Source organism: Streptomyces sp. H51 (assembly GCF_035656535.1).
Taxonomy (GTDB): Bacteria; Actinomycetota; Actinomycetes; order Streptomycetales; family Streptomycetaceae; genus Streptomyces.
Window position 1 is genome coordinate 36,003 of the sequence record NZ_JAYMHD010000044.1, and the last position, 15,728, is coordinate 51,730.

At 63.6% G+C, this 15,728-nt stretch carries 14 protein-coding genes; 8 read left to right on the forward strand and 6 right to left on the reverse strand.

Annotation, left to right across the window (positions count from 1 at the left end):
- Positions 1-29 precede the first annotated feature (29 nt).
- The 3 genes from VKA29_RS13035 to VKA29_RS13045 all read right to left on the reverse strand — a co-directional run bounded on the left by VKA29_RS13035 (position 30) and on the right by VKA29_RS13045 (position 3,899).
- A complete protein-coding gene (locus VKA29_RS13035; protein ID WP_324785621.1) occupies positions 30-1,961 on the reverse strand; it encodes a hypothetical protein in 1,932 nt (643 codons plus the stop codon).
- 226 nt (positions 1,962-2,187) lie between these two features.
- Positions 2,188-2,904: a hypothetical protein gene (locus VKA29_RS13040; protein WP_324785623.1), complete on the reverse strand. Its 717-nt coding sequence runs from the start codon at positions 2,902-2,904 to the stop codon at positions 2,188-2,190.
- A gap of 158 nt (positions 2,905-3,062) precedes the next feature.
- Positions 3,063-3,899: a vWA domain-containing protein gene (locus tag VKA29_RS13045; RefSeq protein WP_324785624.1), complete on the reverse strand. Its 837-nt coding sequence runs from the start codon at positions 3,897-3,899 to the stop codon at positions 3,063-3,065.
- Between the two features lie 316 nt (positions 3,900-4,215).
- Between VKA29_RS13045 and VKA29_RS13050 the strand changes: the two genes are divergently transcribed.
- Both VKA29_RS13050 and VKA29_RS13055 read left to right on the forward strand, forming a co-directional pair.
- Positions 4,216-5,064, forward strand: coding sequence for a DUF4231 domain-containing protein (locus VKA29_RS13050; RefSeq protein ID WP_324785625.1), 849 nt, complete (start codon positions 4,216-4,218; stop codon positions 5,062-5,064).
- Positions 5,065-5,232: 168 nt separating this feature from the next.
- Positions 5,233-6,147, forward strand: a complete 915-nt coding sequence (locus tag VKA29_RS13055; protein ID WP_324785626.1) for an aminoglycoside phosphotransferase family protein — start codon at positions 5,233-5,235, stop codon at positions 6,145-6,147.
- A gap of 3 nt (positions 6,148-6,150) precedes the next feature.
- Here VKA29_RS13055 and VKA29_RS13060 read toward each other — a convergent pair whose 3' ends face one another.
- The gene (locus VKA29_RS13060) at positions 6,151-7,524 is read right to left on the reverse strand and encodes a sporulation protein (protein WP_324785627.1); all 1,374 of its coding nucleotides are present in this window, start codon (positions 7,522-7,524) and stop codon (positions 6,151-6,153) included.
- Between the two features lie 209 nt (positions 7,525-7,733).
- Between VKA29_RS13060 and VKA29_RS13065 the strand changes: the two genes are divergently transcribed.
- Together VKA29_RS13065 and VKA29_RS13070 are read left to right on the forward strand one after the other, a co-directional pair.
- Positions 7,734-8,294, forward strand: a complete 561-nt coding sequence (locus tag VKA29_RS13065) for an ATP-binding protein (protein ID WP_324785628.1) — start codon at positions 7,734-7,736, stop codon at positions 8,292-8,294.
- A gap of 317 nt (positions 8,295-8,611) precedes the next feature.
- Positions 8,612-8,911, forward strand: a complete 300-nt coding sequence (locus VKA29_RS13070; RefSeq protein ID WP_324785629.1) for a hypothetical protein — start codon at positions 8,612-8,614, stop codon at positions 8,909-8,911.
- A 428-nt stretch (positions 8,912-9,339) separates the two neighbouring features.
- Here the strand turns inward: VKA29_RS13070 and VKA29_RS13075 are convergent, their stop codons facing one another.
- Entirely contained in the window at positions 9,340-10,119 is a 780-nt protein-coding gene (locus VKA29_RS13075) for a GntR family transcriptional regulator (protein WP_324785631.1), read from the reverse strand.
- 167 nt (positions 10,120-10,286) lie between these two features.
- Here VKA29_RS13075 and VKA29_RS13080 point away from each other — a divergent pair, with 167 nt between their 5' ends.
- From VKA29_RS13080 to VKA29_RS13095, 4 genes are all read left to right on the forward strand, one after another.
- Positions 10,287-10,637 (forward strand): hypothetical protein, encoded by a 351-nt coding sequence (locus tag VKA29_RS13080; protein WP_324785632.1) that lies wholly within the window; start codon positions 10,287-10,289, stop codon positions 10,635-10,637.
- Positions 10,637-11,938 (forward strand): FtsK/SpoIIIE domain-containing protein, encoded by a 1,302-nt coding sequence (locus tag VKA29_RS13085; protein WP_324785669.1) that lies wholly within the window; start codon positions 10,637-10,639, stop codon positions 11,936-11,938. The genes VKA29_RS13080 and VKA29_RS13085 overlap by 1 nt, the downstream gene beginning before the upstream one ends.
- On the forward strand, positions 11,935-12,132 hold the full coding sequence (locus VKA29_RS13090; RefSeq protein ID WP_324785634.1) for a hypothetical protein: 198 nt from the start codon (positions 11,935-11,937) through the stop codon (positions 12,130-12,132). The genes VKA29_RS13085 and VKA29_RS13090 overlap by 4 nt, the downstream gene beginning before the upstream one ends.
- 296 nt (positions 12,133-12,428) lie before the next feature.
- A complete protein-coding gene (locus tag VKA29_RS13095; RefSeq protein ID WP_324785670.1) occupies positions 12,429-13,787 on the forward strand; it encodes a replication initiator in 1,359 nt (452 codons plus the stop codon).
- Positions 13,788-13,969: 182 nt separating this feature from the next.
- On the opposite strand, the gene VKA29_RS13100 is transcribed toward VKA29_RS13095, so the two are convergent.
- A complete protein-coding gene (locus VKA29_RS13100) occupies positions 13,970-15,532 on the reverse strand; it encodes a recombinase family protein (protein WP_324785672.1) in 1,563 nt (520 codons plus the stop codon).
- Positions 15,533-15,728: the final 196 nt, after the last annotated feature.

The following is a 15,728-nucleotide window of genomic DNA, read 5'->3' on the forward strand; positions in this document are numbered from 1 at the left end:
CGGTCAAAATTGCACCTCTTCGCCGCCTGTCATCTGAGGTACAGGAAACGGAGGTATCTCAAGTAAGAGATCTTTCGCGCACTCATCATCAGTAGAGTCTTCGATTGATTTAAACGGTATACATCAGATGCACTCGCGCGCATGTCAGAAAGAAGAAGATCCAAGTCTTCACTTCGAGCTCGAAGGGCCGCCAATTTTTCCTGATGTGTATCCGCAAGACGCGTACGGATAACCGCTAGTTCCTTCCGGGCTTCGCTCCTTCTACGCTCGGCCTCCTGGTCAACTACAGTTTGTCGGGCCAGAACCGATGCAAATAGAGGTTCGAACGCGCCCTCAATCTCTGCCTCATCGTCGGCAGGCAGGCTCACAGGGCATGACTCTCGCGCTGTCTCTTCGCACTCCTGGTGCCACGCGTAGAGAGACTCCGCCTTAACTGGACCGACTCCAGGTACTTTTACGCATCTCCCGTCACCTGTCATGAGCAAGGCATCGTCTCCTCCCTTAACCCGTTTGATCCCAACGATATCTGCCGCAGTACGGAGATTAAGTGCTGCCAGCGAAGAGATGTGCTTCGACGTGATGCCAGAGAGATGCGCCTCGGAAAGCAGAAAAGAGGGCAATCTCTTCTGCACCCAGGGTTGCTGAAGCGGGCGCAGTCTCTCTGCAAAAGCGGCATCCCTCTCATCTCTCAGGTTGCGCAACTCTTGTTTCAGTGCGTCCGATGCCGCTTTCCTGTCCGATTCGATTCGCGCATAACTTTGATGAAGTTGGTTCGTCAGCTCTTGGTTCTGACTAATGTTTCTTTCGATCACACCTTGCTCATCGACTATAAGTCGAGCGCGCTCCTCGTGGACCTTCTCGTAATTAGCCACGGTCTCAGCGTTCAGTGCAAGGAGCTGATCCAAGCTTCGTTGATTGTTGCGAAGCATTTTTATTTCGCCGCGCTTGAAACGGGCGGCAGCAGATAGAACGAAGAACACTGACGACATGGTCAACGCTCCGAGCACGATGGCTCCGAAATGTAGGTAGCCAGTCATTCCCATGATCAGCGGAGCGGTAACGGTGAGTACCCCAAGCAGAGCAAGTAGGAATTCCCTTAGATGCCAACCTTGGAAGGATATGGTAGAAAAACTCGCCTCAAGGGTGTTCGTAGTAAGATGGCTATCCAGCCAAGACGGCCTACCCGGCTGCGTATCCGCAACGTCTCCCGAAGTACCTTCGCTCGGGACGTGTAGTTCCGTATCAACGTCGGTAGAAGATTGGCTCCAATGGAGTCGCGGAATCTCAGCTAGGCGCTTTTCACATAGCGCACTCAACTGGCTCATAGAAGCGTTGACTACAGGGTTTGCATGACGCAAGAGGTCCGGAAAGTGCGTCGAGCTAGATGGATCCGAGAAGTCATCTCCAGACAGGAGCAAGTATTCACCATCGGCGTCGTGCAATTGTGACCAAAGTGTAGGATCTTCAGCCACGGCGATAAGCGAAGCATGGATCACCCATGCTGAGAAGTTATCCATGTCAGGGCCGAAATCATCGAGTGTCCGACGTGGAGACTGGTAGTTTCGATGCCCGATTTCATTGCCGCGTTCTCCAGATAGTGCCGGCACGAACAAGCCGTCATAATCCACCAGGCGAAGCGTGCGGTCCTGGGCGACTAGCAAATTTCCATGCTGCAAATCACCATGAGCAATGTTGTTGCGATGGAGATCATGCGCGAGGTCTTCAAATTTGCGAGCTACTTCCATCACGGATGCCTGATCCTGGTGATGGATGCTTAGCCATTGTGATAGAAGAAGCCCCTCCACCCAATCCATCTTTAGAATGGGGTACCGAACGCCTTCAATCAAAATTCCGTCGGGTACGTATTCAAAACCCATTTTCCAAGGTTGCGACAAAGATTCAGTGTCGATCTGCGCGAGGTGCTCACTGATCTTTTGATACCTGTGTTCTTGGTCGCTCACGTGCCTTGTGAAGCACTTGACCGCAATACGTCGCCCATCGGAAGTGGTAAGGGAAAAAACAGTAGCCGAACTTCCGGACACAGGTTTCGGCATGCCGATTGCGTTCAGTACGGGCTTGGCATTCTTGAGATCAGTATGACGAAAGCAGAGTTGCGTGTTTTGGAGGGCAGTCGAGTACTGAGAGCCGGTTGGAAACCTCCGAACTACGTTCTTATCCACCGCTTCATCATGAGCTCCCATCACCTGATCTCCCCGAGGTACAGATACGCATGAAGGTGATGTCATCGTTCCGCAGGACGCCGGCCACCCTCAAAGACGACAACCAGGTCGCAAATGTCGACCTATTGCCAGTACGGCTAAATACCCGTAGCTGATCCAAGATCCCTTCAAGTTCGCTCGGAGAAGAGTTCTCAACAGCAGAAAGAAACCAGGCTGCAAGGGCGTCTGTCATCAGAAAAAATTCGTCGCCCTCCTTGAACGGGCCATTATCGAAGAGTGTGCGCCGGCATACGAGGTCCGGATTGGCGTTGCTCCCTAGGAGACTTGGTGATATTCCGAAGTCGGCCGATGACTTGATGGGGAAGTGAGATATAACCTGCTGTCCTCGAACTTGGAATACGCAGGAGTCACCTAGAGCAGCAGCATTCCAGAAACCACCTTGCTCCCCCTCGTGAACCTGCATGGCGCAACCGTAATCAAGGCGCAACGCCAACAATGTCGCGAACGCTCCAGAGGCCAATTTCGCCTCCTCGTACCACTGCAGCGGGCGGCCTTCAGAGACACGTTGCTCAATGTAGCTGCAAACCCAATTTTTCCAGCGGCCTGCGAGCTGAGTAATGCAGTGGCGGAAACTGGCGCCAGGTCCCGTGAGGGTATCGGGCACGCGGTAGCTTCCGCGGGCAGCATGCCAGGCAATCATGCCGGACCATGTGCGAGCGAACATGCTTTCCGAAGCCCCATCGGAAATAACCGCTACTAGGGGACCGGAGCATGGCTCCCTGAGAGAACCTGTTGGAATAACGAAGTAGGAATCCTCACACTCCTCATCAGCGTGTCCATGTTTAGGGATCACTAGAGTTCTCACCGTAGCAGAATTGACACTCATCGCAGGTCCGTGGACCGTGTGCCAATGTCGAGGAACTGAACTACGGCACTAATATCTGCGTTGTATACAAATCCCCGAGTTTCATCGCTTACTCGATAGCCCAGCGTCGTCGCATAGGAACGCATATGGCCGGGGAGTTGGCTCGACATTGCGAACAGCAGGCGTGAGTGCGAGTCGGGGAGTGCAACATCTGAGTGAGGAAACGTGACAGGTTCGCCGCCAGCGGCAGATACGTGAAGGTTGAACAAAAGTGCCGCACCGTCCGCCGTGGTATGGGTGCAGATCGCATGGCCAGAGTCGGTAGGGTCGCCGTCTGTGGACTCGCCATCCGTGAGGTTGAGTACGATCGGGGGAAATCCGCCGGGATGTTCTTCCACCCAGCGCGCTACCAAATTCTCTGCGTACTGCAACGCGCGATTCATTGGTGTTCCCCCATCCGTGACCGGCTCCAGCCAAATGGGAAAACTGACAGCAGTGTCTACGAGGCCGCCGGCCCCGTCGGGTACCTTCTTGATGCGCTGATCCACTCGGGCCGGGTTGTCTGCAATCTGAGACAAGGGGACGAGATCGCGATCCGCGAGTTTACCGCTGAACGCGGATCCTACAGTCTGGCCATACCCGATGACCGCAACCTGAAAATAGTCACGGACTCCCGATTCTTTAGCGCATTTGATAGTCAACTCATAGAGGAGGCGGTTGATGGCATCGGCTACGACCGCCGCCTTGGGCTGCGGGACATTGCCGCCGATCGAATCCGCCATGGAATTAGAGCGGTCCACCAAGAAAATAATGCAAGCGGGATTGATGCGGCTGATTTCTGCGGTATACGCCATGTCTGCCTCCTGGACTTCGGTGAGTCGGGTTGAGCCCAGGCTGCATCGTGGCGACTGGCCCCCTCAGAGCCATCTAGTCTAGTGCCTTCAGGGACGGAGAACAGACTCTTGAGGAGAGACTTGGGGTGAGAGCGGAGCGAGGCACGGCGCTCGGGTCGGGCTGGGCCGACGCTTGCTGTCAGCTCGTCGTGGGTAAGGGCGGGGCATCTGCCATCAGGCGACTCAAGGTGGGGTAGCCCACTGTCCGCAAAACGGAGTTCGCTATTCCGGTTGGGTAGGGGCACTCCGCATCGGCTGTGCGGAGTGGAGGAGGAACATGTCAGAGGAAGAGAGCGGTGCTGGGAGGCGGCTAGCTAGGTCTCTCAAGCGTCAGGCTGCCGAAGCGGAGGCGGTATTGCTTAAGCGCCGCCGGGCAAACCGTTGGTTTCGTTTTTGTTCGGCAACGGTGGCGTTCGCTCTCCTCGCTGCCAGCCTGGCTACGGCCGCTGCGTGGGGTAACGCGATAGTTGAAAAATTCGATTTGGTTTGCAGTGTCCTAGTCGTGGCTTTCGGAGGAACTGCTCTGGGCGTTAGAAGCTGGGTCCGGCGCCGACAGATCCCCTCGCTCGAAGAGGCTGAAGCTAACCTTGAACGAATTCGGGATGATCTACGTTGGACGGAGGCAGGCAACACTGTCGCCAGCCACATTAGTCAAAGCCTATACAAGGCAGATGTAGCCGCACATATTTCTCAATATCAAGACGAAAGTGACAAATATCGAAAAATTCACAATAGGCTTCAGTCGGTGATCATTGTAGGATCCCTTGGTACGACGACCGTGGCTGCTCTACAGGCGGGTTCCATGACGCTTGAGCAGTGGATTACGGTTGGTCTCAGTCTTGCTGTCGGACTTGCTGCAGGATTCATGGGGTACTTCAAGTTCCGCGAGCGCAGTTTCTATCTTCAGCAGACTGCTGACTTGATTGAGCAAGAAGTCAATGCGATGACTTTGGGGATTGCTGATTACTCGGGTCTGAGTCGTCAGGATGCCCTCGCACGTCTCGTTGAGCGGGTGGAAGTATTCCGAAATGAGCAGCGGCGTCGGCAGCAGCAATTGGACCAACCAGTGGAAGAGCAGGTTGCCGGATCTGCCGAATGGAGTAGGTCTTCAGCAGGTCCGGGCTAACGCGCTCCATGATTTTAGTATTGCTGGGCGAGCGGGCTCGTTGCCCTGACCCCCTCGTGCGCTGTGAGTAGCCCCGGTACGGTCGAGGTCATGTCTGGCGTGCGTTGGGTTGGTCACCCGTGTTCGTGCGCTAGTTGATCGCGCGCGAGTAGGGGAGCTGGTACGGGCATGGCGGTTGACGCTGCTCGGTCGGAAGAGGGGTTCACGTCGGCGGGGGCTGCGCGGGTGATAAGTGCCGCGTGCCGGGCGGCGGGGCTGGATGGCGGGGGCGCCGAGCTGATCCGGTTCGGGGAGAACGCTCTGTTCCGGCTGGCGTCCGTACCCGTGGTCGTGCGCGTGGCGCGGGGGGAGGAGTGGCTACCCAAAGCGCGCATCGAGGTGGCCGTGTCGCGGTGGTTGGCGGGGGAGGGCTTCCCCGGGGCGCGCATCCTCGATGACCTCGAACAGCCCCTCGTGGTCGACGGTCACCCGGTGACCTTCTGGCATCTCATCCGTGAGGGTGACCGTAAGGCGACGTACAGGGAACTGGGCGGCATCCTGCGAGACCTCCACTCCATGACGCTGCCGGCCGGGGTGGGGTTTCCCTCGTTCGACCCCTTCGACAAGCAAGAGCTACGGATCGACCGGGCCCCGATTCCGGAGGATGATCGAGTCTTCCTGCGGAAGCGCTGGCGTGAGCTGCGTGACCAGTTCGGAGAGCTGAGCTTCGAGACTCCCAAGGGGCCTGTGCATGGCGATGCCCACGTGCAGAACCTCATGGTGGACGATCAAGGGCGCGTCATCCTGATCGATTTTGAGGCGTTCTGCTTCGACCACCCGGAATGGGACCTGATGGTCACGGCCACGGAGCATCACAGTCTTGGGTGGCAGACCGACGAGCAGTACGCCGACTTCGTGCGCGAGTACGGGCGGGATCTGTACGACTGGCCCGGTTATGACACGCTTCGGCGGCTCCAAGAGTTCGGCATGACGACGTGGCTCATGCAGAACGTGCGGGAGGACGAGAGGACGGCTGCCGAGTACCGTCGGCGCATCTCGGCCCTGCGCAACGATGACGCGCCTCGGGACTGGCGGCCGTGGTAGCCGCTATTCGTCGTCGTCCAGTCGGGCCAGTGCCTCGCTCACCTTCTCGTTGAAGGCGACCGCGGCGGGGTGGGCCGCGTGCGTGCTCACCTCGGCCTGGAAGTCGGTCACGTAGCGCTGGAAGCGTGAGGACTGGAGGGTGTCTCCGCCGTCGACTGCGAGACTCGCGGTGGTGACCGCGGCTTCCAACTCGCCATTTATGAGCTGGCTTTGGGCGAGCACCATGCGGCAGAAACCAAGGGTGCGGGCGTACACCGGGTCGGTGCTGTCGACGGCGCGCTGCGCCTGCTCGACTGCTTCCCGGCGCTTCCGCAGATCGCGGAAGCAGTGGCAGAACTCGCCCGTGAGTTCCGCTTCGTCGAAGTAGCTCAGCCATGCGGGGTCGTCGGCGCTGTCGGCCTGCTCGAAGTGGCGTGCCGCCTCGTTCATCGCGCGGGCTGCGCCTACCTTCTCGCCTGCGTTGGAGAGGGCTCGGGCCTCCATCGCCCAATAGTTGGACATGGCGCGTGGGGTGGCTCGGCCCTTGGCGCCCTCGACGGCGGCGCGGGCCAGTTGGATGGCCTGGGCGTGGTTGCCGAGATAGTTCGCCTGGTGGCTGAGGTTGCCGAGGATGCGGGCGCCGAACATGCGGTCATCGATGACCTGCGTCAGCCGGAGCGTGGACGACAGGTAGCGGTGGGCGAGCCGGTGGCTTCCGGTGTCGTACGCGGTCCACGCGAGAAGCTGAGAGACCTCGGCGGCGGCGCCGAATAAGGCGGTGCCCACCTTTTCGCTGTAACTGGCGTCCAGCAGCGGCAGGACTTCGTGGCGGAAGTAATGGCGCAGTGCCTTGTGGCCGTGGCCTCCGCCGTACTTGAAGTCGAGCTGCATGAACATGCCTGCGGCGTCCCTGATCGCACGTACGTCGCGCATGCCGACGCGTTGGCGTCCGGGGCGATCGGCTTGGATGCCATCGGGGCGCGCGATCATCCATGACAGGACGGCGGAGCTGAGGTCTCCGTCGGCAACGATCAGCGGGTCATCGGCCGGGGTTTCAGACCGCTCGTCGGCAAGACTGCCCAGTGTGGAGAGCACGTCGGGAACGGTGCCCGGGTAGCCGACCGGCTGAGGGGCGGCGGGCCGTGAGTGGTCGAAGAAGCCGAGATCGCCGGGTGTGATGCGGCGTCCGAGTTTGGTGCTCAGTACGTCCGCCATGATCGCCGCTGTCTGCGGCTGGATGCCGGCGCCGTCCCGCCAGCGCTGTACGGAGACGTGCGTCGTTCCAAGACTGATGCCGCGTGCGGCGGCTGTGTCCTTCATGCGCTTCGCGAGGCCCTTGTTCGAGACCTTGGCCTGCTCCATGACAGCGATCAACGGCGCGTTCGGCTCTCGGCTCATGCTCCCCTGCCAACCCGAGAATGACGGCAAGTGTTCATCGTGTCACAGCAGTATCAGCTTTGGGGGTTCATGGATGAACCCCCTTGCCTTTGCCGGTGTTCACGTGAACCCCCTGGTGAACGCTCCCGGTCACGCCTGCTTCGCCGTGTACTGGCTTGCGTGAAGCAAGCGGTGTCTTGAGGGCCGCGGGGCCTCGGAAGGGGAAGTCGATGGACGCGGGGAAGACCGAACATCTGGCGGGTGAGCTTGATGCTTACGCGCACTGGTTCGTGCGGCCGGAGCCGTTCTCCGACGGGCACTTCCTGGCGTTGACGCTCTTCGCCGAGTTCGGTGACACGGCGCGCGTCGCTCGCGACATGACGGCGGTGTTCCTCCGGGGTGCGGGTGCCGATGAGGTCATTGACGACGCTCGGTTGGTCGTCTCGGAACTGGTCGGCAATGTGGTGAACCACGCCGTGCCGGACCGGCATCTGTCCTCCCCTGGTAGCTGCCGACGCATCGACGTGATCTTCAAGATGTGGCCGAAGTGGCTCTTCATCGGGGTCGCCGATGAGGACTCGACTCCTCCGCAGCTTTCGGTGGGAGAGGTATTCTCCCCCGGACTGCTGGGAGAGCTGTCTGAGGCGGTGCTACCCGACAGCGGTCGGGGACTGCTCATCGCTCAGCGCCTGGCGGCGTCGGTCTGGTGGACGCCGGAGGATCGGGGCGGCAAGACGGTTTGGTGCCGATTCGATCTGAACGGTGGAGTGGAGTCCGTACCGCACTGGTGATCTCCGGGCTGCCGCCCCCATTTCGCTCCTTCGCGATCGGGAGCGGGCGGCGGCCCGGTGCGGCCGGAGTCTGACCCCTTCGGCCAGGGCGCGGCTCCTCCGGGTTTTCGGGAGCTCCCCCACGGCCGGAGGGCCGCGCCTCACAACCACAAACCGAGACCGGGCCACCCCATCAGCCCTGGAAAGCGAAGGGTGGCCCGGTTGGGAACGCGGCGGTTCCCGGTGCCTGATGGTACCGGGGCCGTCGTGCTGCGCGTCTGCCCTGATCCACAGACAGTTGACGATCCGTTACATCGATCGGGGCAGAGGTGGGCAACGTGACTGGCTCGGGTGAGAGCTGGCTGAGCGACGGTCTTGATGACGTCGCAGGGGACGACGGTGGTCTGTGGGTGCCGGGAGTCGACTATGTGGCGGGCTGGCGCGCGGGGCGTGCGGCTGCCGACCGGTTGAACCGCGCGCTGCTCGGGGTGGGCTTTGAGCTGTCCGCCGTGCGGGCGGTCGCCTCGACGGACGGGGATGGTCGCGGGGTCGTGCGGCTGGCGGGCCGGCCGGAAGTGGCTGAGCTGCTTGCCGGGCTCCTGGAGACACTTGCAAACGGCGCCGACGGTGCGGCGTGAGGGGTCCTCGCGGGCTTCTCAGCCCTCTCGCCAGTGAGCGGCGCGCGTGGGCACGTCGCCTGCCGCAGGGACTTTGGGCGGTAGCTGCCATGGGGCGAGTGAACAGGGGGCCCTACGCTGGCGCGGCGAATCGGGCAGGCACTGGTCCTGCCCGCGTATGTGCCCGATGGGCCCCCTGTTCTTCGAGGCTCGCCCCATGGGAGCTGCCTAAAGTCTCGGAGGCGGGCGACCCCCGGCCGACCATGCCCCGGCCCTCGTCGACCGGTCGGCGCCTCGACTCCTTGGGCGTCCTGCGGTGTGGGGCGTCCGGCGCCCGGACGGGACCGGCGGCCACGCCGCACGCCTGGCCGGAGCGGCCGGGCGGCCCGGCGCGCCGCAGGCGCGCCCTTGAGGAAGTGAAGGCGGTTTCGACCGATGCCTCTCGCCCCTTATGCCTGGCGGCGTCGGGCGGGCTGCTTGTCGGCGGTGATCCGATAGGCGATCTCGGCACGGTCCGCGCCGACGCGCAGTTCTTCGAGGATCAGCGGGCGGTCGTCGGTGCCGTGCGCGACACGGGCCAGGTGCAGGATCGGGGTCGCGTCCGGGAGCTGGAGCGTGGCGCGCTCGTCGGGCAGCGGCATGCGGGCCCGGACTGTCTCCGACCACCACAGGGTGTGTCCGCCCTGGGTGAGCAGTCGGTAGACCGCTGCCGGACGCTTGCACGGCTCCTTCCCCAGCAGTGGGATGGCTTCGGCCACCTCGAAGGGGATCAGCGTGCGATGCATGGCGCGGGTGCCGGTGCCCGGATCGATCAGCAGTCGGTCGCAGCCGAAGAGTGCTTCTTCCTCGTCGAGTTGGAGCAGACGACCTGTGGCCTTGGTGGTGCGGGTGCGGTACGTGACCGGCTCCTCGGCCTCCTCCCACACGTCGCCGTTAGGCATGGTGAACCTGCCGTCGCTGGTGCGGCTGACGCGGCGCTCGATGGTGAGCGCGGGCTGACCGTCGGAGCGAACGAAGCTGCCCTTCCCGTGCCGTACATCGATCAGCCCTTCCGCACGGAGTGCGGCGATCGCGTTGCGCACGGTGGGACGGGAGACCCCGTAACGGGCGATCAGTTGGGCCTCCGACGGCAACGGGGAGTCGGGCGTGAACTCGCCGGACAGGATCGCCTCTCGGATGGCGGCGGCCACCTGCTGGTAGAGGGCTCCGGGGCGCTGGATCTCCGTCATCTCGGCTTCTCCGGTTCGGTGTCGTAGGCACGTCGCACGCGCGTCATCACTCGTCAGCATAAGTAGTTGCGCCCTTGCCGTACAGCGCTCCATAGTCGTAACTCGTAAGGACAAGTGACGTCCGGATCTTCTGGGCGTCCCTGACTGGCCAAGGAGGCCGAAGAAACATGCAGTCCATTCCCGTGGACACGGCGCGACTCGGCGTACTGCGGTGCGCCATCGCTCCGGAAGCGAAGATCAGCAACCCCGAGACACAGGAGGTGAAGAAGGACCGGGACGGCAACCCGGTGTTCACCGTGGCCGTCACTGTGCGGCAGGACCGGCGGCGGATCTCCGTCATCGAGATCGCGGTGACCGGTGAGCCCAAGGGCATCGAGGAAGGGCAGATCGTCAAGGTCACCGGACTGACGGCGTTCATGTGGGCCATGGGCGACCGGCACGGCGTCAGCTTCCGGGCTGAAGCGATCACGCCCGTGCACGGCGCCGCTGCCGCTCACGGCAAAGGCGGTGACGCGTGATGGGGGCGATCCTGCTCGCCTTCGCGCTCGCGGTGCTGGCCTGGATGCTCGTTGTCGGTGACCTGGTGCGCCGGCACCGCCCGGCCTGGCACTGGTACCTCATCGGTTACCCCGTCACCGCGTGCCGGGTGGTCCTCACCTGGCGCAAGGTCGCCATGCTCAACGACCTCGCCGTCTCCCGACGTCCGCCGCGCGGGCTGCTCGGCGACCTGGTCGTCAAGGGCGATCCGCTGCGGCCGGTGGCTCCGCGGATCTCCTTCCCGCGGGCTACTCCCATGGGCCTGACCGCGCTCGTGCGGCTGCACGCGGGGCAGACCCCGGCGACGTTCCTCAAGGCGGCTGACGCGCTGGTCCACGCGTGGAAGGTTCACGCAGTGCGAGTCACCTCACCGGAACGCGGGCTCGTGCTCCTGACGGCTACGGCTACAGATCCGCTTCAGCGTCCCGGCCTGGCAACCGCACCGACGGAACTCCTCTGCGCGCTCGTCGGCGTCCTGGAGTCCGGCGGGGCCTGGGTGATGAACCTCCGCCTGGTGCCTCACTGGCTGATCGTCGGCGCCACCCGCTCGGGCAAGTCCACGCTGTTAGCCCGGCTGATCACCCAACTCGCGGCCCAACGGATCGCCCTCGTCGGCATCGACTGCAAGGGCGGTATGGAGCTGGGCCTGTTCGCCGGACGGCTCAGCACGTTGACCACCTGCCGCCGGGAAGCGGTCGCCGTGCTCTCCGCGCTCGTGGTCGACATGCAGGACCGCATGAACGTGTGCCGGTCGGCCGGCATCCGCTCGATCTGGGAACTCCCCGACAAGCTGCGGCCCGTGCCGGTCGTCGTCATCGTCGACGAGATTGCGGAACTGTACCTGTCCGACGGCACCCGCGAGAGCAAGGCAGAGGCAGAACAGTGCTCCACGCTGCTGCTGCGGCTGGCACAGCTCGGGGCCGCACTCGGCCTGCACCTGGTCGTCGCCGGACAACGGGTCGGCTCTGACCTCGGGCCCGGCGTCACCGCCCTGCGGGCACAACTGGGCGGCCGGATCTGCCACCGGGTCAATGATCCCGGCACAGCAGAAATGGCCCTGGGCGACCTGAACAAGGATGCCGTGGCCGTCGCTCAGGCGATCACGGCACAGGAACGCGGCGTGGCCGTGTGCACCGGGCCGGACGGTGGCTGGAGCCGTGCCCGCTCCCATCTCACCCCCACCGAAGAAGCCGTGGCGACGGCCCACAAGTACGCCCCCATGGCCCCCGACCTGCCCACCGTCAGCCGCGCCCTCGAAGCGCTGGAAGGAGACGACAAGTGATCAGCACCGGTACCGCCGTGTCCCTCGTCGTGGTCTTCGGGATCATCACCTTCCTCCTCGTCCGCTCCCGCGATGTTCGGATCTGGGAAGCGGCGTGCATCGCCCTGTTCGGTATGTACCTCGGCGAGACGCCCGTAGCCCTCACGATCAACGGCTTCCTCACCTGGTTCCTCAGCGGCTTCAACCACTTCTGATCAGGAAGGACCCATGCGCATGCCCATGCCTCGCGTGAGGTGCCCCCACTGCAAGGGCGACGGGGCCCGCAAGACCTGGACCGGCCGGCTGCACCGCTGCCGCGTCTGCCGGGGCACCGGAACCATCCGCTGAACCCCGTCACGCCCTACCACGCAAGAAAGGTGGTCCCCATGGCCGACCCCGCGCCACCCAACATCCTCCGTGCCGCTGAGGCGGCCCACACGGGAAGGTCACCACCATCACCCCGGAGTTCACCCCGGCTGACAGGCGCGCCCTCCTCGACCGCGCGGCGCGCCTGCGCCAGCTTCCCGAAGCAGACCGCGACGCCATCCGCATCGCCCAAGATCCGCACTTCTCCCGCTGGCTGGAGCAGGTCACCGCTGCTGGCGGCTGCGCCCACCCCGTGCATCTCTCCGGCTCCACCACCACCCTGGACGGCACAACCGGCGAGATCATCCGCCAGTACGACACCCGAGACGAACCCGGCGAACGCCTTCTCGTCCGCTGCCGCAACCGCAGAGCAACCGTCTGCGCCCCCTGCTCGCGTCTCCATGCGGGCGACACCTTCCATCTGGTCCGCGCGGGCCTCCTCGGCGGCAAGAACGTCCCCGCCACCGTCCGCAACCGACCCCGGCTCTTCGTCACCCTGACCGCACCGTCCTTCGGCCCCGTACACCGGACTGGGGAACGCTGCCGCCCTCGTCGTGACGGCAGTACGTGCGAACACGGCTGCTCCCTCGGCTGCGCCACTGAGCACGCTCCGACCGACCCCCTCATCGGCCAGCCCCTATGTCCCGACTGCTACGACTACACCGGACACGTCCTGTGGCACGCGCACGCCTCCAAGCTGTGGGACCGCTTCGTCATCGATGTCCGGCGGCGCCTAGCCTCCTCGGCCGGTCTCGTACAGTCCCGCTTCGCCCACCACGCCCGACTGTCCTTCGCACGTGTCGCTGAATACCAGAAACGGGCGGCCGTCCACGTGCACGCCGTCGTACGCCTCGACGGCCCCGACGGACCGGCCGACGACCCCCCGGCCTGGGGCACGGCCGACCGGCTCACCTATGCCGTGCGCGCCTCCGCCGGGCGTGTCCTGGTCCGCACCCCGTACAGCCCCGCCGTCGGCGAACTGCCCGTGCGCTGGGGCGCCCAACTCGATGTCCGTCCGCTGTACGCCGACGGTGAAGGGCCCGGTGATGACGCGGTGGCCGCGTACGTCGCGAAGTACGTCACCAAGGGAGCGAGCGACACAGGCGCCGGCACTGACCACAAGGTCACCACCTGGGACGAAATCGACACGGCACCCGTGAGCGCACACGTCCGAACCCTCATGCGCACCTGCTGGCGCCTCGGCGGCCTCCCGGAATACGCACCCCTGCACCTGCGCACCTGGGCTCACACCCTCGGCTACCGCGGCCACATCCTCACCAAGTCACGCGCCTACTCCACCACCTACGCGGCCCTACGTGCCGAACGGGCTCAGCACGTCGGCCACGCCGACACCCCGGACGTGATCACGGATGCCCACTGGCGCTACGTCGGCTCCGGCCACACTCCCGGCGCGGCGCTCATCGCGGCCGGAGTCGCCCAAGACCTCGAGGAGTGCCGACGGCTCAGCGCTGATGCTGGGCGATGGGGAGGTGGCCGCCGATAACTCCTCTGCCGAAACTTGAGCCCGCGAACGACAGAGCTGCGAGCTTGATCGAAAGTGAGATAGTGATCGTGGATGAGGACGGCACGGAAGAACCGTTCGACGCCTCCACGTGGTTCGAGAAAGACACGAAGCCGCCTCCCCGCGTGACGGGACAGGCGGCTTCGTTCTTGTGCGGCCTGGGATCAGAAGGCTTGCGCGAAGTCGTCTTCGCGGATCACGAGCCGTTCGCGTACGTCCTTCGGGATCAGCAAGCGAAGGTGCACCTTCGGCGCCCGGACCCTCGGCACCTTCGTGCGGGTGACCTCGCAGCGGATTCCGACGCGGTAGAGGTCTGCGGACATGGCTTCCATGCCGCCTTCCTGCCAGTGCTCACGGAACGTCTTCCCGCCGTGGACGTTGACCCATCGGTCCTTCGCCGTCTCGGGGTCAATCGCTTCGAGCTCACTGATGAGCTTGTCCAGCGTCGTTTCCGCCTGTTCCTTCGTGAACCGCGTCTTCGTGTACCGGCCCCCGGGTTCCAGTTCCTTCATGTACAGCGCGATGGACTCTTGAAGGCGCTTGATCTCCTTCCGCGCCTCGGCGCCCTCTGCGTACTGGCGAACTTGCACGGGGAAGTCTCCAAGGACCTTGAGAACGTCTTCCACCAGGCGCTCGTAGACCTGCTCGGGGTGGGGCGCCCCGAGTCCGCCGCTCTTGCAGTTGCGGCACCGCAGGTACTGGTAGGTCCCGTGAGTGTTGGTCGTGATCTGCACGATCATGTTCGTCTTGCAATCGGCGCACAGGAGAACGCCGAGGAACTGGGTCGCCCCGCCGACACGGCGCGGAGGCTGGTTCTTCTTGCGCTTGTCGAGAGCGGCGCCGAGCGTCTCGAACTCCTCCTCCGTGAAGATGGCGGGCGCGACCTTGATCGGTCGGCCGTCCTTGCCGAGGACCGGCTTCGAACGTCGCTGCCCGCCCTTCTTGTCCTCTTCTACGCGGTAGCCGAGGAGCGCGGGATTGCGGAGCCGTCGGAGCAGCGTCACCACGGTGAGGCCCTGGCTCATAAGGCCGGACCGCTTCAGACAGCGCACCATGAAACTGGCTGAGCGTCCTCGAAGTGCCATGTCCCGAGCCCAGTGCAGTGCCTTGTACGCCTCGGGATCGATGGCGAGAACGACCTTCCCCGTGTCGTCCTCGTCCGTGACATAGCCGTACGTCGGCTTCCCGATGATCCAGTCTTCCTGGGACTTCGCGTAGTCCCACAGGCTCGTGACCCGGGTGGAGGTGTTCGCCGCTTCGATCTCGGCGATGCCGCCGATGATCGTGACCATGATCTTCCCGGCGGTCGTCGTGAGATCAAGACTGTCGTTCTTCGAGACCAGGTTCTTCCCGCGCTTCAGGCTCCACTCGATCATCGTCGAGAGGTCGGAGAGACGACGTACGAAGCGATCGAGCTTCCAGAACAGAAGCTCGTCGAACTCGGGGGATCGGTTGTTCAGCCAGTCACCGAGCTCCTTCCGCTTCCACGGCGGAACCTTGGTCGCCGACACGTTCAGGTCGGAAGCGACGCCGATGACTCGGCTGCCTCGCTCCCTGGCCAGGATGCGGAGATCGAGCTCCTGCCGTACCGGCGACGTCGTGTCGTCCGTTAGCACTGATAAGCGGATCGACAGGAGCGCCCGGGGAGCATCCGCGGGAAGCAGGGCCTCGGCCCGCTTCAGCTCTTCCAACAGGGCAAGGTCGGCCTCGGTCCACTCGGCTTCCACGTTGTAGGCTGCTCGGTCTGCCGCGAGCCGCCGCTGTCCTCGTTTCCTCATGCCGACAGCGTGGCGGAGTTTTAAGCGTTCTTCCATATGCCCCCAGATGGACACCTCCATCCAGATCGGCCCGACCGGCAAGAAGTTGCTGCCGCTGACGGTCAAGAACACGGCGCCGGCGCCGGGTGGTCACGCGCACTGACCC

Excerpts from the sequence above, each read along its gene's own strand:
- VKA29_RS13040 (WP_324785623.1), bottom strand. The coding sequence starts at position 2,904 with ATGTTCGCTCGCACATGGTCCGGCATGATTGCCTGGCATGCTGCCCGC.
- VKA29_RS13045 (WP_324785624.1), bottom strand. The coding sequence starts at position 3,899 with ATGGCGTATACCGCAGAAATCAGCCGCATCAATCCCGCTTGCATTATT.
- VKA29_RS13050 (WP_324785625.1), top strand. The coding sequence starts at position 4,216 with ATGTCAGAGGAAGAGAGCGGTGCTGGGAGGCGGCTAGCTAGGTCTCTC.
- VKA29_RS13055 (WP_324785626.1), top strand. The coding sequence starts at position 5,233 with ATGGCGGTTGACGCTGCTCGGTCGGAAGAGGGGTTCACGTCGGCGGGG.
- VKA29_RS13060 (WP_324785627.1), bottom strand. The coding sequence starts at position 7,524 with ATGAGCCGAGAGCCGAACGCGCCGTTGATCGCTGTCATGGAGCAGGCC.
- VKA29_RS13065 (WP_324785628.1), top strand. The coding sequence starts at position 7,734 with ATGGACGCGGGGAAGACCGAACATCTGGCGGGTGAGCTTGATGCTTAC.
- VKA29_RS13075 (WP_324785631.1), bottom strand. The coding sequence starts at position 10,119 with ATGACGGAGATCCAGCGCCCCGGAGCCCTCTACCAGCAGGTGGCCGCC.
- VKA29_RS13080 (WP_324785632.1), top strand. The coding sequence starts at position 10,287 with ATGCAGTCCATTCCCGTGGACACGGCGCGACTCGGCGTACTGCGGTGC.
- VKA29_RS13085 (WP_324785669.1), top strand. The coding sequence starts at position 10,637 with ATGGGGGCGATCCTGCTCGCCTTCGCGCTCGCGGTGCTGGCCTGGATG.